Annotated in this window: 22 protein-coding genes and 2 pseudogenes; 19 read left to right on the top strand and 5 right to left on the bottom strand. The window is 43.3% G+C overall.

Annotated elements, in window-relative coordinates:
* The first annotated feature begins 7 nt into the window (after positions 1–7).
* The 18 genes and pseudogenes from tgt (at position 8) to GKR74_RS04760 (ending at position 17,338) form a co-directional block, all read left to right on the top strand.
* Positions 8–1,141, top strand: a pseudogene (gene tgt, locus GKR74_RS04845) (tRNA guanosine(34) transglycosylase Tgt).
* Between the two features lie 210 nt (positions 1,142–1,351).
* The gene (gene yajC, locus GKR74_RS04840; protein ID WP_006657183.1) at positions 1,352–1,684 is read left to right on the top strand and encodes a preprotein translocase subunit YajC; all 333 of its coding nucleotides are present in this window, start codon (positions 1,352–1,354) and stop codon (positions 1,682–1,684) included.
* 27 nt (positions 1,685–1,711) lie between these two features.
* Entirely contained in the window at positions 1,712–3,559 is a 1,848-nt protein-coding gene (gene secD, locus GKR74_RS04835) for a protein translocase subunit SecD (RefSeq protein WP_071992161.1), read from the top strand.
* A 10-nt stretch (positions 3,560–3,569) separates the two neighbouring features.
* Entirely contained in the window at positions 3,570–4,538 is a 969-nt protein-coding gene (gene secF / locus GKR74_RS04830) for a protein translocase subunit SecF (protein WP_181478017.1), read from the top strand.
* A 115-nt stretch (positions 4,539–4,653) separates the two neighbouring features.
* Positions 4,654–5,103 carry a transcriptional regulator NrdR gene (gene nrdR, locus GKR74_RS04825; RefSeq protein ID WP_006662792.1) on the top strand — a complete coding sequence of 150 codons (450 nt, stop codon included), beginning with the start codon at positions 4,654–4,656 and terminating at the stop codon, positions 5,101–5,103.
* A gap of 5 nt (positions 5,104–5,108) precedes the next feature.
* Complete coding sequence (gene ribD, locus GKR74_RS04820) at positions 5,109–6,224, top strand: bifunctional diaminohydroxyphosphoribosylaminopyrimidine deaminase/5-amino-6-(5-phosphoribosylamino)uracil reductase RibD (RefSeq protein WP_154602749.1); 1,116 nt, start codon at positions 5,109–5,111, stop codon at positions 6,222–6,224.
* Positions 6,225–6,326: 102 nt separating this feature from the next.
* The gene (gene ribH / locus GKR74_RS04815; RefSeq protein ID WP_036953837.1) at positions 6,327–6,800 is read left to right on the top strand and encodes a 6,7-dimethyl-8-ribityllumazine synthase; all 474 of its coding nucleotides are present in this window, start codon (positions 6,327–6,329) and stop codon (positions 6,798–6,800) included.
* A 69-nt stretch (positions 6,801–6,869) separates the two neighbouring features.
* Positions 6,870–7,286: a transcription antitermination factor NusB gene (gene nusB / locus GKR74_RS04810; protein ID WP_036953841.1), complete on the top strand. Its 417-nt coding sequence runs from the start codon at positions 6,870–6,872 to the stop codon at positions 7,284–7,286.
* 128 nt (positions 7,287–7,414) lie between these two features.
* Entirely contained in the window at positions 7,415–8,386 is a 972-nt protein-coding gene (gene thiL, locus GKR74_RS04805; RefSeq protein ID WP_154602748.1) for a thiamine-phosphate kinase, read from the top strand.
* A gap of 10 nt (positions 8,387–8,396) precedes the next feature.
* The gene (pgpA, locus tag GKR74_RS04800; RefSeq protein ID WP_154602747.1) at positions 8,397–8,915 is read left to right on the top strand and encodes a phosphatidylglycerophosphatase A; all 519 of its coding nucleotides are present in this window, start codon (positions 8,397–8,399) and stop codon (positions 8,913–8,915) included.
* A 752-nt stretch (positions 8,916–9,667) separates the two neighbouring features.
* Positions 9,668–10,210 carry a fimbrial protein gene (locus GKR74_RS04795; RefSeq protein ID WP_154602746.1) on the top strand — a complete coding sequence of 181 codons (543 nt, stop codon included), beginning with the start codon at positions 9,668–9,670 and terminating at the stop codon, positions 10,208–10,210.
* Positions 10,211–10,273: 63 nt separating this feature from the next.
* On the top strand, positions 10,274–11,002 hold the full coding sequence (locus tag GKR74_RS04790) for a fimbrial biogenesis chaperone (RefSeq protein WP_154602745.1): 729 nt from the start codon (positions 10,274–10,276) through the stop codon (positions 11,000–11,002).
* The gene (locus GKR74_RS04785) at positions 10,983–11,549 is read left to right on the top strand and encodes a fimbrial protein (RefSeq protein ID WP_232368825.1); all 567 of its coding nucleotides are present in this window, start codon (positions 10,983–10,985) and stop codon (positions 11,547–11,549) included. The genes GKR74_RS04790 and GKR74_RS04785 overlap by 20 nt, the downstream gene beginning before the upstream one ends.
* Positions 11,550–11,560: 11 nt before the next feature.
* Complete coding sequence (locus GKR74_RS04780; RefSeq protein WP_230086589.1) at positions 11,561–12,097, top strand: fimbrial protein; 537 nt, start codon at positions 11,561–11,563, stop codon at positions 12,095–12,097.
* Between the two features lie 56 nt (positions 12,098–12,153).
* Positions 12,154–12,906 (top strand): fimbrial biogenesis chaperone, encoded by a 753-nt coding sequence (locus tag GKR74_RS04775; RefSeq protein ID WP_154602743.1) that lies wholly within the window; start codon positions 12,154–12,156, stop codon positions 12,904–12,906.
* Positions 12,897–13,646, top strand: coding sequence for a fimbrial biogenesis chaperone (locus GKR74_RS04770; protein ID WP_154602742.1), 750 nt, complete (start codon positions 12,897–12,899; stop codon positions 13,644–13,646). The genes GKR74_RS04775 and GKR74_RS04770 overlap by 10 nt, the downstream gene beginning before the upstream one ends.
* Positions 13,636–16,218 carry a fimbria/pilus outer membrane usher protein gene (locus GKR74_RS04765; protein WP_230089122.1) on the top strand — a complete coding sequence of 861 codons (2,583 nt, stop codon included), beginning with the start codon at positions 13,636–13,638 and terminating at the stop codon, positions 16,216–16,218. The genes GKR74_RS04770 and GKR74_RS04765 overlap by 11 nt, the downstream gene beginning before the upstream one ends.
* 70 nt (positions 16,219–16,288) lie before the next feature.
* Positions 16,289–17,338, top strand: coding sequence for a hypothetical protein (locus GKR74_RS04760; RefSeq protein ID WP_230089121.1), 1,050 nt, complete (start codon positions 16,289–16,291; stop codon positions 17,336–17,338).
* 65 nt (positions 17,339–17,403) lie between these two features.
* Here the strand turns inward: GKR74_RS04760 and dxs are convergent, their stop codons facing one another.
* The 3 genes and pseudogenes from dxs to xseB form a co-directional block, all read right to left on the bottom strand.
* A complete protein-coding gene (dxs, locus tag GKR74_RS04755; protein WP_154602740.1) occupies positions 17,404–19,269 on the bottom strand; it encodes a 1-deoxy-D-xylulose-5-phosphate synthase in 1,866 nt (621 codons plus the stop codon).
* A gap of 177 nt (positions 19,270–19,446) precedes the next feature.
* Positions 19,447–20,361 (bottom strand): annotated as a pseudogene (gene ispA / locus GKR74_RS04750) ((2E,6E)-farnesyl diphosphate synthase); the annotation flags it as partial.
* 3 nt (positions 20,362–20,364) lie between these two features.
* Positions 20,365–20,616: an exodeoxyribonuclease VII small subunit gene (gene xseB / locus GKR74_RS04745; protein ID WP_036953869.1), complete on the bottom strand. Its 252-nt coding sequence runs from the start codon at positions 20,614–20,616 to the stop codon at positions 20,365–20,367.
* A 222-nt stretch (positions 20,617–20,838) separates the two neighbouring features.
* Here xseB and thiI point away from each other — a divergent pair, with 222 nt between their 5' ends.
* Positions 20,839–22,290 (top strand): tRNA uracil 4-sulfurtransferase ThiI, encoded by a 1,452-nt coding sequence (gene thiI / locus GKR74_RS04740; protein WP_036953873.1) that lies wholly within the window; start codon positions 20,839–20,841, stop codon positions 22,288–22,290.
* Between the two features lie 54 nt (positions 22,291–22,344).
* Here the strand turns inward: thiI and yajL are convergent, their stop codons facing one another.
* Complete coding sequence (yajL, locus tag GKR74_RS04735) at positions 22,345–22,938, bottom strand: protein deglycase YajL (RefSeq protein ID WP_154602738.1); 594 nt, start codon at positions 22,936–22,938, stop codon at positions 22,345–22,347.
* A complete protein-coding gene (gene panE / locus GKR74_RS04730) occupies positions 22,901–23,812 on the bottom strand; it encodes a 2-dehydropantoate 2-reductase (RefSeq protein WP_154602737.1) in 912 nt (303 codons plus the stop codon). The genes yajL and panE overlap by 38 nt, the downstream gene beginning before the upstream one ends.
* Positions 23,813–23,947 lie beyond the last annotated feature (135 nt).

The following is a 23,947-nucleotide window of genomic DNA, read 5'->3' as shown; positions in this document are numbered from 1 at the left end:
ATAAAACGTGAAATATGAATTACAGACAACCGACGGTAATGCGCGTCGTGGTCGCCTGATTTTTGAACGCGGTGTGGTAGAAACTCCGGCGTTCATGCCAGTAGGAACTTACGGTACGGTTAAGGGAATGACTCCTGAAGAAGTGAAAGAAACCGGTGCTCAAATTTTACTGGGTAACACCTTCCACTTATGGCTACGTCCGGGTCAAGAAATCATGAAATTACATGGTGACCTGCACGACTTTATGCAATGGCAAGGCCCGATCTTAACGGATTCAGGCGGCTTCCAAGTCTTTAGTCTTGGTGCAATGCGTAAAATTAAAGAAGAAGGTGTTCATTTCCGTAATCCAATTAATGGTGAAAAAGTCTTCTTAAGCCCCGAAAAATCGATGGAAATTCAGTACGACCTCGGTTCTGATATCGTGATGATTTTCGACGAATGTACGCCGTATCCAGCTGATTGGGATTACGCAAAAACATCAATGGAAATGTCATTACGTTGGGCAGCACGTAGCCGTCAGCGCTTTGATGAATTGAACAATAAAAATGCGCTGTTCGGGATTATCCAAGGCAGTGTTTACGAAGATTTACGCGATATCTCCGTGAAAGGGCTGGTGGAAATTGGCTTTGATGGGTACGCTGTAGGCGGCTTAGCAGTCGGCGAACCAAAAGAAGATATGCACCGTATTTTAGAGCACGTATGTCCGCAAATTCCAGCAGAAAAACCACGTTACCTGATGGGCGTTGGTAAGCCGGAAGATTTAGTGGAAGGCGTACGTCGTGGTATCGATATGTTTGACTGTGTGATGCCGACACGAAATGCGCGTAACGGACATTTATTTGTTACTAACGGCGTGGTAAAAATCCGTAATGCGAAGTATAAGTCAGACACATCACCTCTTGATGCAGAGTGTGACTGCTATACTTGTCGTCATTACAGCCGTGCGTATTTGCATCATCTTGACCGTTGTAATGAAATTTTGGGTGCGCGACTCAATACCATCCATAATTTACGTTACTATCAACGCTTAATGGCGGGTATTCGCCAAGCAATTGAAGCGGGTAATTTTGAGCAGTTTGCTGCGGATTTCTATCAGAAGATTGGCAAAGCCCAGCCTTCATTAAATAGAGAGTGAATTTAAAGTGCGAAGTTAGCCCGAACTGTGTAGCATATCGGGCTGTACCCTTCGTTCTTGCAGCTGATTGTGGTTATTGGCATCAGCCAAAAGAATTATTTAGTGCAAATTATGGTTTTTAGTTCTAGTTATATGAAGGTTTGATGTATTTTATGTAACTTGAACTAGTTAAAGTGTAAGTTTGAAATTGCTTTCAATAACAATGAGGAAAGTTGAATGAGTTTTTTTATTTCTGAAGCAGCGGCATCAGCAGGCGCACCCGCTCAAGGTAGCCCGTACTCTCTGATTATTATGCTGGTTGTTTTCGCGCTGATTTTCTATTTCATGATCCTACGTCCACAGCAAAAACGTGCTAAAGATCACCGTAAACTGATGGAATCAATCGCTAAAGGTGATGAAGTTTTAACCACTGGTGGTTTGATCGGTCGTGTGACTAAAGTGTCTGAAACAGGTTATGTTGTTCTTGAGCTGAGTGAGAACACTGAAGTAACTATCAAACGTGATTTCGTTGCTGCTGTTCTACCTAAAGGCACAATGAAAGCAATCTAATTCTGAATTTTCCCGAAGGGAACTGCCGTGCTAAACCGTTATCCTTTATGGAAGTATCTGATGTTGATCACTGCGATCCTCATCGGTTTGCTGTATGCACTTCCAAACCTATATGGTGAGGATCCGGCTGTTCAGATCACTGGCGTGCGGGGAACCGCCGCCAATGAACAAACGCTGATCCAAGTCCAAAAAGCTTTAGAAACAGACAAAATTCAGAGCAAATCTGTTGCTCTCGAAAATGGGGCAATTTTAGCCCGTTTCAACAACTCTGACGTTCAGTTACGTGCTCGTGAAGTCATCATGAATGCACTGGGTGACCAGTATGTTGTTGCATTAAACCTTGCACCTGCTACACCAAAATGGCTTGAAGCTCTCGGTGGTGAACCGATGAAGCTGGGTCTGGACTTACGTGGTGGGGTTCACTTCCTGATGGAAGTAGATATGGACACTGCATTAGGTAAATTGCAGGAACAAAACATGGATGGTTTGCGTAATGACTTGCGCCAAGCAGGTATTGCGTACTCTTCTATTCGTAAAGGCAGTGATTACAGCGTCGAAGTTCGCTTCCGTAACGCTGATGATCGCAGTCTTGCTGAGAAAACACTGGCGCGTAAATACCCAGACTTAGTGTTTTCTGACGGCAGCGATAACACCATGATTGCTGTTATGACAGATGAGCGCTTACGTGAAGCGCGTAACTATGCTGTCTCTCAAAACATCACGATCATTCGTAACCGTGTTAACCAATTAGGTGTTGCTGAACCACTGGTTCAACGCCAAGGTGCGGATCGCATTGTTGTTGAATTACCGGGTATCCAAGATACTGCGCGTGCAAAAGAAATCTTAGGTGCAACTGCAACCTTAGAATTCCGCTTAGTGAATACTGGCGTAGATAGCGCAGCGGCAGAAAGTGGACGAATTCCGGGTGACTCAGAGCTTAAATCTGATCGTAATGGCGTGCCTTATGTTCTGTATAAGCGTGTTGTCTTAACGGGTGACCATATCACCGATTCTACATCTGAAACCGATGAAAATGGTTATCCGCAAGTGAGTATTAGCCTTGATAGTGCCGGTGGCTCAATCATGTCTGACTTTACTCGTGACAACCAAGACAAGCTGATGGCAACCCTGTTTGTTGAATACAAAGACAGTGGTAAAAAAGATGCTGCAGGTCGAGCGATTTTAGTTAAAGATGAAAAAGTGATTAACGCCGCGCGTATCCAAGCTCGTTTCGGTAGCAAATTCCGTATTACGGGAATTGATAACGCGAACGAAGCGCGTCAATTATCTTTACTGCTGCGTGCGGGTGCATTGATTGCGCCAATCCAAATTGTTGAAGAGCGTACTATCGGTCCAACATTGGGTATGCAAAACATCGAGCAAGGTCTGAAAGCGTGTATCGCGGGTCTGTTAGCCTCTATCCTGTTTATGATTATTTACTATCGTAAATTTGGTCTGATTGCGAGTAGTGCTCTGATGGCTAACCTGGTCTTAATCGTGGGTGTGATGTCTCTGTTACCAGGGGCGACGCTAACCATGCCAGGTATTGCCGGTATCGTCCTAACCCTTGCGGTTGCCGTCGATGCCAACGTTCTAATAAACGAACGTATCAAAGAAGAACTTCGCAATGGACGCTCAGTGCAACAAGCGATCCACGAAGGGTATAAAGGCGCCTTCTCAAGTATTACCGACGCAAACTTAACGACCTTAATCACCGCAATTATTCTGTATGCAGTGGGTACTGGTTCGATTAAAGGCTTTGCGATCACGACAGCGATTGGTGTCGCAACCTCTATGTTTACAGCTATTGTTGGTACACGTGCAATCGTGAACCTGCTATACGGCGGTAAACGTATTAACAAGCTGTCAATTTAAGGAGCACGTTGTGGCACAGGATTATACTGTTGAACAATTGAACTATGGCCGTAAAGTCTATGACTTCATGCGCTGGGACAACGTTGCCTTTAGCATTTCTATCGTTTTACTGATCGCTTCTTGCGTGATTATCGGTGTGAAAGGCTTTAACTGGGGACTTGATTTTACGGGCGGTACCGTCATTGAAATCAACCTGAGTCAGCCTGCTGATTTGGATAAAATTCGTGATAGCCTGTCTAACTCGAATCATAAAGATCCATTAATCCAAAACTTTGGTAGCAGCCGAGACATCATGATCCGTTTACCGCCAGTTGAAGGCGTAGCGGGTCAAGAAGTCGGTAAAGAGATCATTACTATCATCAATAAAAACGTTGATGAGCAAGCGACGGTTAAGCGTATTGAATTCGTAGGACCAAGCGTAGGTGCTGAGTTAGCACAAACAGGGGCATTAGCGTTATTAACAGCGCTTATCTGTATCCTGATCTACGTTGGTTTCCGTTTCGAATGGCGTTTAGCGGCGGGTGCCGTACTGTCACTGGCTCACGACGTGGTGATCACCTTAGGTATTCTGTCTCTATTCCACATTGAGATTGATATGACCATCGTGGCGTCATTGATGTCAGTTATCGGTTACTCCCTTAACGATAGTATCGTGGTATCTGACCGTATCCGTGAAAACTTCCGTAAGATCCGTCGCGGTACACCGTACGAAATCATGAACGTCTCTTTGACCCAAACATTGAGCCGTACCATCATGACATCAGCAACGACATTATTAGTGGTTCTGATGCTGTACCTGTTTGGTGGCGCGATGTTAGAAGGCTTCTCACTGGTTATGTTAATCGGTGTGACAATTGGTACGATTTCATCTATCTACGTGGCTTCTGCATTAGCACTGAAGATGGGTATGAAGCGTGAGCACTTAATTCAGGCGAAAGTCGAGAAAGAAGGCGCAGACCAAGAGTCTTTATTACCATAACGAATACAGGCATTCGTGTCTCATAAACACCCTGAGGATAAATAATCCTCAGGGTGTTTTTCATTTCAGGTCTGAGTTACACTATCTACCCTATAAAATAGAATCAGGAATTCCTATGCATTGCCCATTTTGCTCAGCTGTAGATACGAAAGTGATTGACTCGCGTCTGGTTGGTGAAGGCTCACAAGTGCGCAGGCGCCGCCAGTGTTTGGTTTGCCATGAACGCTTCACCACATTTGAAGTGGCGGAACTTGTTATGCCTCGGGTAATTAAAAGTGACGACATTCGCGAACCTTTCGATGAAGAAAAGCTCAACCGAGGCATGTTGAAAGCCTTAGAAAAACGTCCTGTCAGTTCCGATGCTATTGATCAAGCCATAATTTCTATTAAATCCCACCTACGAGCGACTGGCGAGCGTGAAGTTCCCTCTAAGTTGATTGGTAATTTGGTGATGGATGAACTCAAAAAACTCGATAAAGTGGCTTATATTCGCTTTGCCTCTGTCTATCGTAGTTTTGAAGATGTACGTGAATTTGGCGAAGAAATTGCCAAGTTACAGGACTAATACCGATGCTTGAACAAGACCATATCTACATGGCCCGAGCCTTTGAGTTGGCAAAAAAAGGACGTTTTACGACATCACCGAACCCAAATGTGGGTTGCGTGATTGTGCGCGACGGTGAAATTGTCGGCGAGGGCTACCATCAAAAAGCGGGAGAGCCGCACGCGGAAGTCCATGCACTTCGAATGGCGGGTGATAAAGCGAAAGGCGCCACAGCTTATGTGACCCTTGAGCCTTGTAGCCATCACGGCCGTACCCCACCTTGTGCAGAAGCGTTAATTAATGCGGGGATCACCCGCGTTGTCGCGGCAATGCAAGACCCTAACCCTCAAGTGGCTGGCCGCGGTTTATTTATGTTATCTCAAGCGGGAATAGAAACTGCCAGCAATATTCTGTTGGAAGAAGCCGAGGCACTAAACCGTGGCTTTTTAAAACGCATGCGTACCGCATTTCCTTACATTCAATTAAAACTCGCCGCATCATTAGATGGCAAGACCGCATTAGCGAATGGGGAAAGTAAGTGGATCACGAGCCCAGCGGCGCGTAAAGATGTTCAAGTGCTGCGCGCTCAAGCTAGTGCTATTTTGAGTACCAGTAATACGGTGCTTGCTGATGATCCTGCTTTGACGGTGCGTTGGAACGAATTACCTGCGGATGTTCAAGCACAATACCCAGAAGAAAAGCTGCGCCAACCTATTCGTATTGTGTTAGATAGACACAATCGCGTGAAGCCCGAACATAAAGTGACACAGTTAGAAGGTGAATGCTGGCTAATCCGCCCAACGCCGGATACCACAGAAACATGGCAGGGCAATGTCGAACAACTTGCTATCCCTGCAGATGATAATGGCATCGATTTAGTGATTTTGATGATGCAATTAGCGAAACGTAATGTGAATAGTATTTGGGTAGAGGCGGGCGCTAAGCTTGCAGGCTCGTTATTAAAACTAGGTTTAGTCGACGAACTGATCGTCTATATCGCACCTAAATTACTTGGGGATACTGCACGTGGGTTAGTGAGTCTCCCTGAATTAAGCGCATTATCAGATGCGCCTCAATTTGAATTTACTGATGTTGAAAAAGTCGGAAATGACCTTCGCGTCAGGTTACGCCCTGTATGGTAAATGTGTTTTTTTAGCGGTTTGCTGAAATTCACTCGTACGGTTACCTAAAGAATGTGATAAAATCCGCGCCCCGCGGGTTGTAATTAATATTTGAGGAAGATTATGAACGTAATCAAAGGTGTTGTTGCTGCGCCAAAAGCGCGTGTTGCTATCGCTATCGCTCGTTTTAACAACTTTATTAATGATAGCCTGCTGGACGGTGCTGTTGACGCGTTAGAGCGTATTGGCCAAGTTGCTCAAGATAACATCACCGTTGTTTGGGTACCAGGTGCTTATGAATTACCACTGACAGTGAAAGCACTGGTTGAAACCAAAAAATATGATGCAGTTATCGCATTAGGTACTGTTATTCGTGGCGGTACTGCCCACTTTGAATTTGTTGCAGGTGAGTGCAGCTCAGGTCTGTCTCATGTTGCATTAAATAGCGAAGTTCCTGTGACTTTCGGTGTATTAACCACTGAAAATATCGAGCAAGCCATTGAGCGTGCTGGTACTAAAGCAGGTAACAAAGGTGCAGAAGCTGCACTGACCGCTCTCGAAATGATTAATGTGATTAAAGCTGTAAAAGGCAAATAATGCGCGTCATATCTCGGTTCTATGAGTTCGAGATATGCTGTGTAGTTTTTTTTATTTAAGGGGAATCTTGTGAAACCTGCTGCTCGTCGTCGCGCTCGTGAGTGTGCTGTACAGGCCATTTATTCATGGCAATTATCCGGTAATCCTATTGCCGACGTAGAATATGAGTTTATTGCTGAACAGGACATGTCTGACGTTGACGTAACCTATTTCCGTGAGCTGATTTCTGGTATTGCAAACAATGCTACGAAGCTGGATCAATTAATGTCACCTTACTTATCTCGTCAGTTAGAAGAGTTAGGTCAAGTTGAGAAAGCGATTTTACGTGTAGCAATGTATGAACTAAGCTATAGAGAAGATGTACCTTTCAAAGTTGCTATCAATGAAGGTATTGAATTAGCGAAAGTTTTTGGTGCTGAAGATAGCCATAAGTTTGTCAACGGTGTGTTAGATAAAGCAGCACCTGCGGTACGTCGTAAGAAATAAACATAATCAGGTTCCCTCCTGTAATACGTAAGTCATAATGGGTAGGCTGGGTTCCAGTCTACTCTAGTACTTATGTCTGGCTTTTCAGTTTATGACAAGTGAGACATAGCGAAAATGGAAAATCTACCATGTCATATGGCGAATTTGACCTCATCGCACGTTTTTTTAATCGCCAAGCTGTAAACCGACGTGATGTTAATATCGGTATTGGCGATGATTGTGCGCTAATGACTATCCCTGAAAAACAGCAACTTGCTGTGAGTACCGACACCCTAGTTTCCGGTATTCATTTTTTACCCGATATCTCTCCCGCTGACCTTGCCTATAAATCCCTAGCTTCAAATTTAAGTGATCTTGCTGCGATGGGAGCTGATCCCGCCTGGGTTTCTCTCGCCATTACTTTGCCAAGTGTAAATAGTGAATGGCTACAATCTTTTAGCGATATGTTGTTTGATCAATTGAATTACTATGGAATGCAGCTGATTGGGGGAGACACGACTCGTGGGCCAATGAGTTTAACTTATACCGTTCATGGTCTTGTACCGGCTGGCAAAGCGTTATCTCGCTCTGGTGCACGTAATGGTGATTGGATTTATGTAACGGGCACGTTGGGAGATAGCGCGGCAGGGCTTGCGATACTGCAAGACAGATTACATGCTGAAAACCTTGAGCATAAACAGTGGCTGATTGAGCGCCATTTACGCCCACAACCACGCATTTTACAGGGGCAGGCTTTACGCAATTTAGCTTCATCTGCGATTGATATCTCAGATGGGTTAGTTTCCGATCTCAACCATATATTAAAAGCGAGCGGTTGCGGAGCGCGGATCAATCTCGATGCCTTACCACAGTCTGATGCGTTGAAGCAGAATTGTTCTATTGAGCAAGCAAGGATTTGGTCACTAAGTGGTGGGGAAGACTATGAGTTATGCTTTACGGTACCTGAAATGAATCGGGGAGCCTTAGAAGTTGCGCTTGCTCATACGGGTTCAGGTTTTACCTGTATTGGTCAAATTAAGCCCCAATCCGAAGGGATCCGTTATTTTTGTGATAACCAAGCTGTTGAGGTTGACCTCAAGGGCTTCGATCATTTTGTTTAGGAAGATGTCCATGGCGACCGCTCAAGAAAAAGCAGCAGCAAAGAAACGATTAAATATGCGTAATCCGTGGCACCTTCTAGCGACGGGGTTCGGAAGTGGTTTATCGCCAATTGTTCCCGGCACAATGGGCTCATTAGCCGCCATTCCATTTTGGTTGCTAATGGACAAACTCCCTGTTTGGAGCCTATGGGTTATTATCGTCGTTGGATTCTGGTTTGGATGTTGGATCTGCCAACGCACTTCCGATGATATGAGGATCCATGACCATGGCAGTATTGTTTGGGATGAGTTTATTGGCATGTGGATTACACTAATGGCCATCCCTGTGGTGAGTATCCAGTGGGTTCTCACTGGCTTTTTAATTTTCCGTGTTTACGACATGTGGAAACCTTGGCCAATCCGTATTTTTGATCGCCGAGTCAGTGGCGGGTTTGGCATTATGATTGATGACATTATTGCTGCCATATTTGCCTATGTGACGATTTGGCTATTAGTGCACTATCAGGTGATGCCTTTTGATTTGAGTTAACTCCCTCCTTTAAAGATAAAAATATCTTTTTTCAACAAATAAAGTCCTAGTTAAATACTAGGTCTTTATTCTTATCCTAAACTATTTTTTATTTTTACTTTTATTTTTTATGATTAAAGTTAAATTTATTTTCATTTTGAAAAATAAAAATTTCCTTATTTGTAAAAATTAATTTCACTGTAATTATCCTTTCATCACTATTTCTTATTTATTAAAAATTGTAAAAAATAAAGAATTAATATTAACTCGAAATTTGGGTGGTTATTTTATTTTTTGTTTTTCTGTTCTGAGAAAAAATGATTTAGTCAAATTCACGTATGCGTGATGTTTGGTATATTTCTCTGATTATTTAAATGGGAATGGTTTTCATTTATTTAAATGTGAAATTTGTAGATATGATTTATTTGGGGTGTTTTTGTTAAATAAATGCAACAAAAAATAGAGTAAAGTTAAAGTTCCCAATTAAATTTACTAATCATAGGTGTATTTTTAGGGTCTTATTATGAAATGGCAATTTACAGATTGTTACTGATATGACTCTTGAGGTGCGTATACCGAGTAAGAATATTCAAGTAGTATGCTTAGAAAATAACAAGCAAGAATTAATTTTTATAAAACACGCCTTAATTTATTTTTTAGAAAAATTAAATTTTTCTATTTGGCTTGTTATTTTTTAATAAAGTCATCTCGGTTTTGTTTTGATAAAAATATATTTATCTCAATTTTATATTGTCTATTAATAAGGGTTTACTATGTTAATTAATAAAAAAAATCTGATCGTATTATCTATCGCTGCTGGCTTAGGTTTTTCAGGTGCAGCAATGTCTGCAACGAACGCACAAGTAACAGTAACTGGGAATATTGCTGCTGCAACATGTGATTTAAGCGTCACAAATACCAATATCGATTTAGGAACATTTATCTCTTCAGATATTCAAACGGTTGGAACTGTAGCGGGTAGTACTCATAATTTTGATATGAGCTTATCTAACTGTAGTAAAGATTTTGATGCAGAAGGCGGTACTAAATTCGTTCAAATGTATGCGAAAGGTACTGCTTTAGCAGCAAACACGTCGTTATTCAACAATATCGAGAAAGGTACTGTGGGCGTGGAAGTTAAAGCGGATGAGCAACCTGTTAAGCCAAATTCAACCATTAAGTTAAGCAGCATTGATTCACTGACCAAAGAAGGCTCTGCAGTGATCCCTATGAGTGTTGCGTTGAACTCAACAGTGGCAACTCCAAATTCACAGCGTATCGAAGCGCCGATTACTTTCTCTGTAAGCTACGAGTAAGTTTGCCGTGAAATGGCAGGTTTCTGCCATTTCACTTTTTAACTCATCACGAGAAGATAAAAAATGAAATTATTAACTTTACTCCGTACGCTTCCTGTTTTTGCAACTCTGTTTTTTATTCAAATAGGAATGACGTCTGCGGCTGGAGTCGGTATCAATACCACTCGGGTTATTTTCAACCAAGGAAATCAGTCAGTCCCTGTCACTCTGCGCAATAGTACAGAGAAGGAAGAATATTTGGTTCAGGTTTATCTGACAAAAACCGCCAAAGGTACGGCGCAAGACCAAACTTTAGATGTGCTTCCTCCTATGTTCTATCTCGCATCAAGCCAGCAGCGCGATGTTCGCTTAGTAGAAGGTGCTGGAGCATCCGCATTACCAAAAGATAGGGAATCTGTTTTTTATTTTCATGCTAGAGCCATTGCGGCAAGTGAAAAGAACGCTGGGCAGCAAAATGCGGCGATGAAAGGTGAAGTGAAAATTGCATTAGAGAGTGTGATTAAAGTTTTCTATCGCCCTAAAAACCTGACATTAACGGTAGAGCAAGCTCAAGGTAGCCTGACATTTGAAGAGACAGCGAACGGAATCAAAGTGATTAATCCATCGCCATATTACATCACATTGTCATCATTGAGTGTAGGGGGGAAAGCGGTGACGTTAAACCCTGAAATGAACAACACTATGATAGCGCCTTTTGCCAGCATGGATTATCCAACCCCGGTGAAAAAAGGCAAAAAAGTATGGGCTGCCATCAATGATCTTGGGGGACGAAGTGAGTATTCACAACCTTAAACTGGGACAGTATCGATGGGCGCTTTTTGCTGGGATATTTTCCATTGTGGCGATACCCGAAGTGAATGCAGCAAATACCTTAGAGTTGACAGCAGAAATCGACAATGCAGGAGAGTGCGATATTGCGGTTAGCCCTTCATTGATTGAATTCAAACGACGTCCTTCCGTCGGTGAGTTTGTGGCGAATGATGCGGTAGATATCCAACTATTAAGTTTGTCGTATAAATGTACGGGTTATGAAACCAATGCTCGCCCTGAAATAAAAGTAACAGGGAATACAGCTACCGATACCAATTTGTTTTTAACAGCAGATCCAAAAGGCGCCAAAGGCGTTGGTTTTATGCTGAAAGATGGCGCGGTGAAGGATCTTTCTGGTTATTACAATGCAGGTAAAACAGTGGTCAATGGTGATTCGGTACTTCTATCCGCAGGCGCTACTGATGGCGAAAAGCCTTTTACGGTAGGTTTTATTCGCCAAGTCGGTAATAACACCGTCACCGCAGGTGCAGTGAAAGCTGCAATCTTATTCACTGTTGTGATGCCATAAATGGAGGCGATATGAACAAATATTCATATTTTCTCATGGCTTCATTGTTCGTTTTTACAGGGGAACTGTTTGCTGCTTCAAACACGGTGAGTATTAACTTTGATGCACATTTATATCGTAGAACGTGCGATGTAAACCTCTCCGAAAGTGTGGTGGCTTATGGAAAAGTGAAGCCCCAAACCATTGTTGATAATGACTCTGGTGTTAGTACCGCTCTAAATCGCAATGTGATTTTAACCTTAGCCAACTGCTCCGGTCTGGGTACATTAAGTGGTAGCAAAGTCATTGTGACCGGCCCTAGCCAAGTCATGAATAAAGAAACCTTGTTTAAGGAAAGTGGTTCTTCAGGCGGTGTGGGTATTCGATTAAAAGCCGATGGGAAAAATAAGGTTAGCGGGGATTCGGTTTGGGATTTATCTGCGACCAGCAATCAAGGAAGCCAAATTACAGTGGTCACGGCGCTTTCATGTGGAAATTGCCAAAACGTTCAGAAAATTCAATTAGGCACATTTAAAGCCACCATGATGTTTACCGTTTTAGCTTATTGAGCCGTTTATTGAGTGATGAATCTATTAATAATAAAAATAACGGAATACTTTCAACTATGTTTAAGAAAACAGGTACATTACTTTTTATCTCTCATTTATTTGTGTTGTTAATTAGCATTAACGTTAATTCAGCACAAGCGGGATTGCTTCTAGAAAAAAGTCGTATTATTTGGAGCGATACCGACACTCAGCAATCAGTGACATTAACCAATGACAGTGATGACATTTATTTAATTCAATCCGGTGTATTTAATACACCAACGGGCACCCAAGAATCGCCACTGTTTTCTGTTATTCCACCTTTATATCGTTTAGATGCGAATAAACAGCAAACTATGAAAGTCTTATTACAAAGCTCTCCAGAATCATTGCCTCAAGATAGAGAATCAATTTTCTATTTTAGCGCGATTGCTATTCCAGGTGTTTCTCCTGAATTAACGGAAAATTCAGCGGCGCAATTATCAATCGGCACTCGCTTAGTCATTAAGCTATTTTATCGTCCCGTAAAATTTGCACAGTCGCCAGATGCTGCCGTTGCTAACCTGCAATTTCACACATTGCCGAAAGGTTTATGTGTTGCGAATCACTCCCCTTATTTTATTACGCTCAGCGAAGTCAAAGTGGGTAATCAAGTGTTTGCTCAGTTAGCTGGCACGATGGTGGCGCCGTTTAGTCATCAGACATTGGCGATTTCAGATTCCATTTCTGTACAAACGCCGATGCGTTGGCAAGCCATCAATGATTACGGTGGTGATACTGCACCTTACTCGGGTTCAGTGAAGGAGAATAAGGGGTCGTTATGTCAGTAATGAAATCGCTGTGTGGATGGGTTTTGATGATGACGCTAAGCCATGCGTTTGCTTCAGAGATAAATGAAGGTTTTCATTTTTCACCTGAACGTTTGGTCTATTTGGAAAGTAATACCAAAGGGATCTCTGCGGGTCTACAAAATGGCACCTCAAAAGCGGCATTGATTCAAGCACAAATTGTACCGACGGATCTTCAAACGGGTTTACCTTTGACGGAACATCAAGGGGAAAGCCATGAGGCTTTTTTGATTACGCCACCATTACATAAATTAAATATCAATGAACGTTTTAACTGGCGTATTCAGCGTGTTAATGATGGAAAACTCGCTACCGATAGAGAAACCGTTTTCTACGTTGCGCTGAAAGTGATCCCTGTATCTGATGCTAATGATAAAGCCGCATCACAATTTATTTTGGCGCCAACTATCTATTTAAAAATGCTGTATCGCCCTAAACAAATTGAAGAATTACGTTTAGACGCACAAACCGCAAAATTAGATATCACAGCACAAGGCAGCAAAATCACGATTAACAATCCAACGCCACTCTCTATGACATTAGCTAGCTTATCTGTGGGGGATTATGACGTGCCAGTAGAGAAATTCACCCATGGAATTGCGCCTTTTGGGCAACAGGTCATTTCTCTCGAAAAAAACGTATCAGGCACGATTACGTGGCGTGTATTGAATGAATACAGCATACCGACAAAGGTGGAAGTGAGGGGCGAGCATGAAAGCTAAAATGCGTGATGGCGTTTTTGCCATTTCCCCGATTGCTTTGGCTCTGGCGTGCTGTTTATCCATGGGGAATGCGGTGGCAGAACCTTATTTTGATCCAACACTATTAAATCTACCTGAAGGAACTAGCATAGATAGCATTGATTTATCTGCATTTACGCGTTCTGAATCGGTAACGGCGGGGCGTTATATGGTTACGCTGAGGATCAATAAAGAAGACCAAGGGCAAAAAGAGATCTATTTTTCTGCAGATGCGGCGGGGAATATCGTGCCGGAAATTACCCCTGTATTATTGGATGAATATGGGGTAAATGTTGAGGGTATTCCAACATTAAGATCCTTACCAAAAGATGAACCGATCACGTCTTTAGAGGCTGCTCTGCCAGACTCTCAAGTGCAGTTTGATGTATCCAAGTTGGATTTAAACATCAATATTCCTCAAGTCGCTATGCGTCAAAAATCCCGTGGTGCGATAGACCCGAGTTTATTGGATCAAGGGATCACTGCGTTTTTGTTTAACTATCAAGTTAATGGTAGTAAACAAAAGCACAGTGGCTCTAGTGCAAGTGGCAAAAATACCAATGATTCGCTGTATGCCAATATTAGCGGTGGTTTTAACTTGGCAGCGTGGCGCTTGCGTTCAAACTTTCTGTATATGGAAAACAAATCCAAGAGCAATGGCTACAGTACCAGCCATCGGGAAAGTGAATTTTCACGCACAACGGTTTCACGGGACATTCAACGCTTAGATTCCGAGTTAGTGATTGGTGAAACCAGCACACTCAGTGATGTCTTTGATAGCGTTCCATTTAAAGGGATCCGTTTGTTATCAAATGAACAAATGTTATCCAAAGGAGAGCGCGGATTTGCGCCAGAAATTCGTGGTGTTGCAATGTCTAACTCGCGGATCATCATCAGACAAAATGGCAACATTATTTATCAAACCTATGTGGCACCAGGGCCTTTTGTCATCAATGATATTTATCCAACGGGAACGGCAGGGGACTTAGAAGTTTCTGTACAAGAGGAAGATGGTACCACCCGTGTATTCACCCAAGCATTCTCTTCATTGCCTGTCATGCAACGTGCTGGCGGTGTTAAATATGAAGTTGCTGCCGGTAAATATGATGGTGGGATCACAGATGGCTCCAAAGAGCAGCAGTTTATTATGGGAACGTTGATCTATGGTTTACCGAAGGCAATCACTCTGTATACAGGGTTGCTTGGGGCAAATCATTATTGGAGTGGCATGGTTGGAACAGGGATTTCACTCGGTAGCTTTGGGGCGCTTTCCATGGATGTTACGCATGCACAAGCCTCGATTAATCATGAAAGCAAACAAGGGCAATCTTTTCGTGTTCGCTATTCCAAAAACTTATCGGAAAGTGGCACATCCGTTGACTTAACCGCACTGCGCTACTCAACGAAAGAATATTACAGTTTTGCAGATTTCAACCAAGCGGGTTACCAGTTAAAAGAGAACGTCGCACCGTGGCTTAATGGTCGCCAGCGTAGCAGTTTCCAAACCTACATTAACCAATCTTTGGGCAAATGGGGCTCTATCTATTTACGCGGAATGCGCAGTGATTATTGGGGTAAGTCTGACACTGTGACGACGTTGGGTATTGGCTATAACGGCTTTTATCGTGGTATCAACTATGGCATCGATTACAGCATTAGTCGTACCGAAGGTAATGGAAATTGGCCTGAAAATAAGCAAGTTAGCCTCAATATGAGCATTCCGTTCAGCATTTTCAGTGACCACAAGAATATTGAGAGTATTAATAGTACGTTCCAAGTAAGCCATGATAATTCTGGGCGCACTTACCAGCAGGTTGGTATTAATGGTCAGTTATTAGATAACAAACTGAGTTATCAGCTGACTGAAAGTGGCGATAATCTCGACCAAAAAATGACAAGCTCAGTGAATGTGGGCTATCAAGGCAGTAAAGGGTATTACGGTGGTGGATATAGTTATGGCCGTGATAGCCAAATGATGTATGTCAATGCCTCCGGTGGAATGGTTGTCCATTCAGGCGGTGTTTCTCTAAGCCAATATTTAGGCAATTCGGCAGCTATCGTTTATGCACCGGATGCAGCGGGAACTAAGGTGAATAATGGCTCAACGGTTATCGATGCCAATGGCTACGGTATTATTCCGCATTTATCAGACTATACGCAAAATATCGCCAACTTGGATGTGAATACATTACCTGAAAACGTCGAAAGCAAAGAGAATGCGTTGAATCTCTACCCAACCAAAGGGGCTATTGTGAGAGCGAACTTTAAAACCTTAAAAGGGTATCAAGCGATGGTCACCTTGCAGCAGCCAAATCAGGTTCCAATGGGCGCCATTGCGACATTGCATCAAGATGATAGCGCAGAAGAAGACGTTATTTCGGGCATTGTGAGTGATAACGGACGCGTTTATTTAAGTGGGTTGCCGGAGTCAGGGCAGATAGTCATCAAGTGGGGAAAAAGTGGTTCCGAGCGCTGTGAAGCGCCTTTCAATATGGATAAATCCACAGAAAACGCCTATTCGTCATTACGCAATTTAACTCTGTCATGCCGTTAAGTGGTCTGGATATTTTATGAAAATGAATACAATAAATAAGATGACATTATCAAGTTTAAAAAATCTAGTAATGAGCACATTACTGATGCTAATTAGCATTGCTCAGAGTTTTGCAGGTAATGTTACGGTGCTTAATGGCAGGGGCTTGATTGGGGTTTACGGTGAATACAGTACGACAGTGTCTTCATATACAGACGCCCCTTCATGGGGCGATACAGAAAAATTTTATTATGTTCAGCTCTATAATAACTTTAATGGATATATCAACTATTGTGTCGATGCGGCTGGCATCGTGAGTGCAATTGATGGGGTAAAAGGCATGCCCATCGCAAACGGTGCAATGATACTAGTACCGGAATTTGTGTTTACGGATAGACGAGACCAAGGTGCTAATAATAGTTATATCGACACGATTACTGGGCACTTTAATGGGTGGGGCTCAGGAACCAATGAGCAATTAGGAACTGGAGATTGCCTTTGGGCTCCTAATCAAAGCACTCCCACACCCACAATGCGTCATAATGTCACTGCAACAGGTCGTATGTTAATCTATGGAACGGGTAATCAACGAAGTGGAACTTACCGATTAGCAGATGATATTGGAATAGTGATTCAAAACCCTCGAAATGGAACAAGAACCAGCCGATTAGTGTCGAAAGCGGAGAATATTGTCGTTACGGTGTCAGGATTAACTTGTACTCTCAACACGCCATCTTATGTGAATTTTGGTTCCCATAGTGCGAGTAGCAAAAGTAATGAGTTGCTTTCTACCATGCGAAACAACATGTCAGTACAGTGCGATCAAATTGCGAATAAGATCGCAGCGACGATTTCGTTATCAGGCAATGTGAAGCCGCAATATTACGCAGGTAATAATCTGGAAGTGAACTTATTAAATGCCCAGCAGAAGGCAGGCGCGTATGTCAAAATGTACGTCATGGTCAACGGTAATAAAACACCAATTACTTTAGATCAGAACCCAATTGATTTAGCTAAAATCACCGCTCAGCAAACCAATGTCAGTTTTAATAATGAACTCGTGTATGAGCTTTATTCTCGTGGTAATAATGTGGCGGGTAAGGTGAGTGGCAGTGCGGAATTGTCGATAATTATGCGCTAAGAGTGAGGCTAATCAGTTAGTGAATTAGGGCGTTACTTTTGTGGTAACGCCCTAATTTTTATAAGTTACTTATTCTGGTAAGTATTGATGGCGCTCACGATCCCTGTCGCGTCTAAACCGAGATCCGCTAATAACTCATCTTGGGTGCCTTGAGGAATAAAGAAATCCGGTAGACCCAGGTTCAGAACAGGGAGAATTTTCTTCTCGCTCATCAGGAATTCATTCACACCGCTGCCTGCGCCGCCCATAATCGCATTTTCTTCCAACGTCACGATCAGGTCATGGGTATTGGCCATTTCTAAGATCAGCGCTTCATCTAATGGTTTCACAAAACGCATATCGACGACGGTAGCATTGATTTGTTCTGCGGCTTCTAAAGCGTTGCTCAGTAATGTACCGAAACTGAGGATCGCCACTTTTTCGCCTTGGCGACGAACAATTCCTTTACCAATTTCAAGCGGTGCTAATGGCATTAATTCCGCCCCTGTACCTGCGCCACGAGGATAGCGAACCGCGGTAGGGCCTTCTTGATAGTGGTAGCCAGTGTGCAGCATTTGACGGCATTCATTTTCATCACTTGGCGTCATGATCACCATAGTTGGGATGCAACGTAAGAATGAAATATCGAATGATCCTTGGTGAGTTTGGCCATCAGCACCGACGATACCCGCACGGTCAATAGCAAACATCACAGGGAGTTTTTGGATAGCGACATCGTGGATCACTTGGTCGTAACCACGTTGTAAGAAAGTCGAGTAAATTGCCACGATTGGGTTATAGCCACCAATGGCAAGTCCTGCTGCGAAGGTGACCGCGTGTTGCTCGGCAATCGCGACATCAAAGTATTGGTCTGGGTACTCTTTCGAGAAACGAACCATACCAGAGCCTTCACGCATCGCCGGGGTAACGGCCATCAGTTTATCGTCACCTTTAGCCTCTTCACACAGCCAATCCCCAAAAATTTTGGAGAATGTCGGTCTGGTGTCTTTGCTTTTTGGTAATGTAAAAGTAGCAGGGTCAAACTTAGGTACGGCGTGCCAGCTAATTGGGTCTTTCTCTGCCGGCTCATAGCCACGACCTTTTTTGGTCATAATGTGCAGGAATTGAGGGCCTTTTAACTCGCGCATATTTTTTAACGTTTGGATCAGCGCAATCACATCGTGCCCGTCAACAGGGCCTATGTAGTTAAAGCCTAGCTCTTCAAACATTGTGCCAGGAACAACCATGCCTTTGATATGTTCTTCCGTTTTCTTGAGTAACTCTTTGATTGGCGGGATATTCGAGAAAACTTTCTTTCCACCTTCACGCAGTGTGGTATACAGCTTGCCGGAAAGTAAATGGGCTAAATGGTTATTCAGCGCGCCAACGTTTTCTGAAATCGACATTTCATTGTCGTTGAGGATAACCAGCATATCGGGGGCAGCATCCCCAGCATGGTTCATGGCTTCAAAAGCCATACCCGCCGTAATGGCACCATCACCGATGACACAAACTGTTTTACGGTTTTTATCTTCTTTTTCTGCGGCGATAGCCATACCTAAACCGGCACTAATGGAGGTTGAGGAATGACCAACACTAAGAATGTCGTACTCGCTTTCGGCACGCCATGGGAATGGATGTAACCCATTTTTTTGACGTATGGTGTCGATTCTGTCGCGGCGCCCAGTCAAAATTTTGTGCGGATACGCTTGGTGACCGACATCCCAGACAAGATTATCAAATGGAGTTTTATAGACGTAATGCAGAGCAACCGTTAATTCAATGGCGCCCAATCCTGATGCAAAGTGACCGCTCGAGCGACTGACGCTATTTAGTAGAAATTGTCTCAGTTCATCACAAAGCTTTGGCAAGCTTTCTTTTGGCAGAAGGCGCAGTTCATCAGGCGTCTCTGCCAGTGCCAGCGTTGGATATTTCGCGGTATCTATACTCATTAGGTGCTCACTACTTAAATTAATTAGGGCGATGCCTGTTAACGTCGAGCGGTTGCTGACCGTGATTTTTTTGCGTTCATCGTATTTTATAAGTCGTCACAACGGCTCTAAGTTACTCAGGTAATCAATGTTATAATTATCGGTCTTATCTATACCAAAAGGCAAAGCATATTGTCAGCTTTTGCGCTCAATAACAAAATTGGCTAAAGCTCTCAACAGCTCCGTATTGTAACCTTGGGATTGCAATGATTCTAAAGCCGTGATCGCATCTTGATAGAGCTCTTTGGCTTTTTGTTGGGCAGCGTCAAGACCTAACAGTGATGGATAAGTGCTTTTTTCATGTTGTTCATCAGCACCTTGGCGTTTGCCTGTCACTGTGCTGTCTCCGATGACATCTAGAATATCGTCTTGAACTTGAAAGGCAAGCCCAATAGATTCAGCGTATTTATCTAAACTTACTAATGCTTGGTGACCTTTATTACCTGCTGCATAGGCGCCGAGGCGAATAGCGGCTCGAATTAACGCGCCAGTTTTATGCTGGTGGATACGCTCGAGTGAAATCAGGTCAACCCGTTTGCCTTCAGCATCAAGATCTAAGGCTTGCCCACCACACATACCCGCTAAACCGCTGGCATAAGCCAATTCAGCAATCATCGCAATGCGGTCTTTGTCGGAAACATTAGGCATGGACGCACTGGAAAGTAATTGGAAAGCGAATGTTTGTAAGGCATCGCCGGCGAGTACGGCATTACCTTCACCAAACTTAATGTGGCAAGTAGGTTGCCCGCGGCGCAGGTCGTCGTCATCCATAGCAGGTAAATCATCATGGATCAGCGAATAAGCATGAATGCATTCTACAGCGGCAGCTGGCGCATCTAAGTTATCCAGGCTAACTCCCAGCATTTCACCGACGGCATAGGTTAAGAAAGGGCGTAAGCGCTTACCACCGAGTAAAGTGCCGTATTTCATGGCTTGCGCTAAAGGCAAATCAGCAAAAGGGAGCGCGTCTAATGAGGTCAATAGGTATTGGTTAACTCTATCGTGAGCTTGGCGTTGCTGGCGCACAAAGGCGTCTGGGTGTTGTTCGGACATAATTTATTCTGTATCAGGTGAGAAATCGTCGAGGGCTTTATTTTCGTCATCGCTCAGCAAAATTTGGACACGTTGTTCTGCTTGCTGGAGGACTTTTTGACCTTGTTTAGCAATTTGGACACCTCGTTCAAATTCGTTTAAAGCATCTTCCAAAGGTAGCTCTCCGGATTCTAAGCGAGCGACAATTTGCTCCAGCTCTTGAAGGGAGTTTTCAAAACTAACGGTAGGAACTTGCTGAGATTTTTCTTTAGCCATAATCGTTAATCACTAATGTTAAATCACTTAAAAGTGGGGGAACTTTAATTATTGTGCAGACTAACTTAGTCTCGCAATGGTTACAATTTATTATTGGTGTTTTTAGATTCAGTACGCAAGATAGTGCTATAATACGCCTCTTTATTGACAACTGGTAAAGTGCACAAAAGTCACTTTTTCGCAACGTCCGTTTGCCCCACTAACCAAGAACATGCCACGACTATGAAGTTTATTATTAAGTTATTCCCAGAAATCACTATCAAAAGCCAAACAGTTAGACTCCGTTTTATTAAAATTCTAACCAGTAATATCCGCAATGTATTGAAGAGTCTTGGCGAAGAGATCTCGGTTGTCCGTAATTGGGATAACATTGAAGTGCGTGTTAAAGGGGAATCAAAGCACGACGAAATTTGTGACATGCTGAGCCGTATTCCCGGCATCCACCACATCTTAGAAGTGGAAGAGAAGCCTTTCACCAGTTTACACCATATTTTTGAAATGACACTGGAAGCCTACGGGGCATCTGTGGAGAACAAAACGTTCTGTGTGCGTGTGAAGCGTCGTGGTAAACACGAGTTTTCATCCATTGATGCAGAGCGTTATATCGGCGGCGGCTTGAACCAGCATATCGCCTCCGCGAAAGTGAAACTGAAAGACCCTGATACCACCGTACATCTGGAAATTGAAGATGACAATTTGATCCTTGTGAAAGCGCGCATCGAAGGGATCGGCGGTTTCCCAATTGGTACTCAAGAAGATGTACTGTCACTGATTTCGGGTGGTTTTGACTCAGGGGTTTCCAGCTATATGTTAATGCGCCGTGGCTGCCGAGTGCATTACTGCTTCTTTAACCTTGGCGGTGCTGCCCATGAAATTGGTGTGAAGCAAATTGCTCACTATTTATGGAACCGTTTTGGCAGCTCCCATAAAGTGCGTTTTATTGCAGTTAACTTTGAACCTGTTGTGGCTGAGATTCTAGAGAAAGTCGATGACGGTCAAATGGGCGTCGTATTAAAACGTATGATGGTACGTGCGGCTTCTAAAGTGGCAGAGCGTTACGGTGTTCAAGCTATCGTCACCGGTGAAGCACTTGGACAGGTTTCTAGCCAAACATTGACGAACTTGCGTTTGATCGATAATGCTTCCGACACATTAGTTTTACGTCCGCTGATCTCTCATGATAAAGAGCACATTATCAAGTTAGCTCGTCAAATTGGTACGGAAGATTTCGCGAAAACCATGCCGGAATATTGCGGTGTGATCTCGAAAAGCCCAACGGTGAAAGCGGTGAAAGCGCGTATTGAAGCGGAAGAAGAGAATTTCGATTTTGGTATCTTAGAGTCTGTCGTTGAGCAGGCGCAAAACATTGATATTCGTCAGATTGCACAAGAAAGTCTTGAGAAAGTACCTGAAGTTGAGATGGTTAGCCAACTTTCGGCAGATAATGAAGTTATCTTAGATATTCGCTCAATTGATGAGTTTGAAGATAAGCCATTGAAGGTTGAAGGAATTGAAATTAAACATATTCCATTCTACAAACTGGGCACGCAATTTGGTGATTTACCAAAAGAGAAAACGTACCTGTTGTATTGCGACCGTGGCGTAATGAGCCGTCTGCAAGCGTTGTACTTGAAAGAGCAAGGCTTTGAGAATATTAAGGTTTACCGCCCGTAAGTTGTCAGGCGATGTTGAATGAAAAAGCGAGCTGATTAGCTCGCTTTTTTGTTTCTAGTCTTCCAGATAATCATTAATACCGGGTGGTAAAACGAGTTGTGAGGCGACATTGGCTGCGGTTTTTCGTCCTTGTAATAATTCAATCAATTTCAGTGCAAAGTCAAAGGCTGTCGCAGGGCCTTGGCTAGTCAGTAAATTTACTCGCTCATCAAAATAGACGCGCTTATCGACCCATTTATGAGCTGGAATTTTATCTCGCATGCTTGGAAAAGCAGTCATATTCCCAAGAGGGAATAGTTGGTGGTGCTCCAAAACAAGAGCTGGAGCGGCACAAATGGCTGCCACAATTTTTCCATCTAAATGCATGCGCCTGATTTTCTCAACCACCAGTGGGCTATCACGGAAAGCTTCTGCTCCTGCCAGACCGCCGGGTAACACGATGGCGTCAAAAGGTTCGTCTGCAACGCGGATGATGGGAAGGTCGGCAACGAGTTTAATACCTCTAGATGCGGTTATCTCTAACGTTCCGTCTTCCGTCACACTGGCTAATGTCACCTGTATTCCGGCACGAACCAGTAAATCAGCGGTCGTGACGGTTTCAATTTCTTCACTACCATTGGCGATGCATATCAGCACGGAGGTTGTCATAACTTTGTTCTCTATTTTTAATTAAGTGATACAAACGGTCATTCTCAGGGGTGGCTAAGCCATGAGCTCGAGCTTTTTTGATTAAGAAGCCCGTGATGTAATCAATTTCAGTTCTGCGATGATGGCGAACATCTTGCCGCATGGATGAATAGTTTTCCGATGTTTGATGAATAATGTCATAGACGCGTTCGGTCATCTCTTCTTTATCAGTATGCAACCCCTCGGCAACCATTACTTGGCAGCATTCATCTATGACCCGTGAAATTTGTTCAGGATAGTGAATGATTTGCCCATTGGTACAATTGTGTTCCGTGGAAAGCGGGTTTATCACGCAATTAACGACCAGTTTTCGCCAAATGGTATTGAGGATCTGATTATGCCATGCCACATCCGGTAGAGCTTCATGCAGGATATTGGCGATAGGGTAATAAGCTTCTGCTTGAGAGTTGACTGCACCTATATGAGTGATACCGCTGGCAGTATGAAAAACTTGGTTGTTATCTTGCCACGCCGCATGAGTTGTAACTCCGCTCAAAAATGGATGGCGCAATGTGCCTAACTCTTCCAAGGTGCCTAATCCGTTATGCAGTAGGAGAATAGGGCTAGTTTCAGGAATGATGGGCAGCAGGGGCAATAAAGCATCAGAAACTTGCCATGCTTTCAAACAGACAATCACTAATTCGCTTGTGTGTAGATGCTGATGGTTATTGCAAGGAATTAATTCACGGAAAATTTTATCGTCAGGTCCATTAACATCAACAAATAAGTCGGATTGAGCAACTCGTAGCCATCCTTGAACATTGTGTCCTTGTGAGGAGAGGGCGGCTAGCCAAAGTTTACCAATAGCACCACAGCCAATCAGGGTTATTTTCATCGATTTTCCCTACTATCTGAGAGCGGTTGATTTGGATTAATAACCGCCATCATAGCGATTTTAATATGATATCCAAATAATTAGTTGCGTTATACAAGTGAGCCAATCTGACAACATGGAGTGTCATGGGCAAAT

The organism is Providencia sp. wls1914 (assembly GCF_009706645.1).
Classification (GTDB): domain Bacteria; phylum Pseudomonadota; class Gammaproteobacteria; order Enterobacterales; family Enterobacteriaceae; genus Providencia; species Providencia zhijiangensis.
Note: the sequence above shows the minus strand (reverse complement) of the source record. Positions and strands in the feature narration are given on the sequence as shown.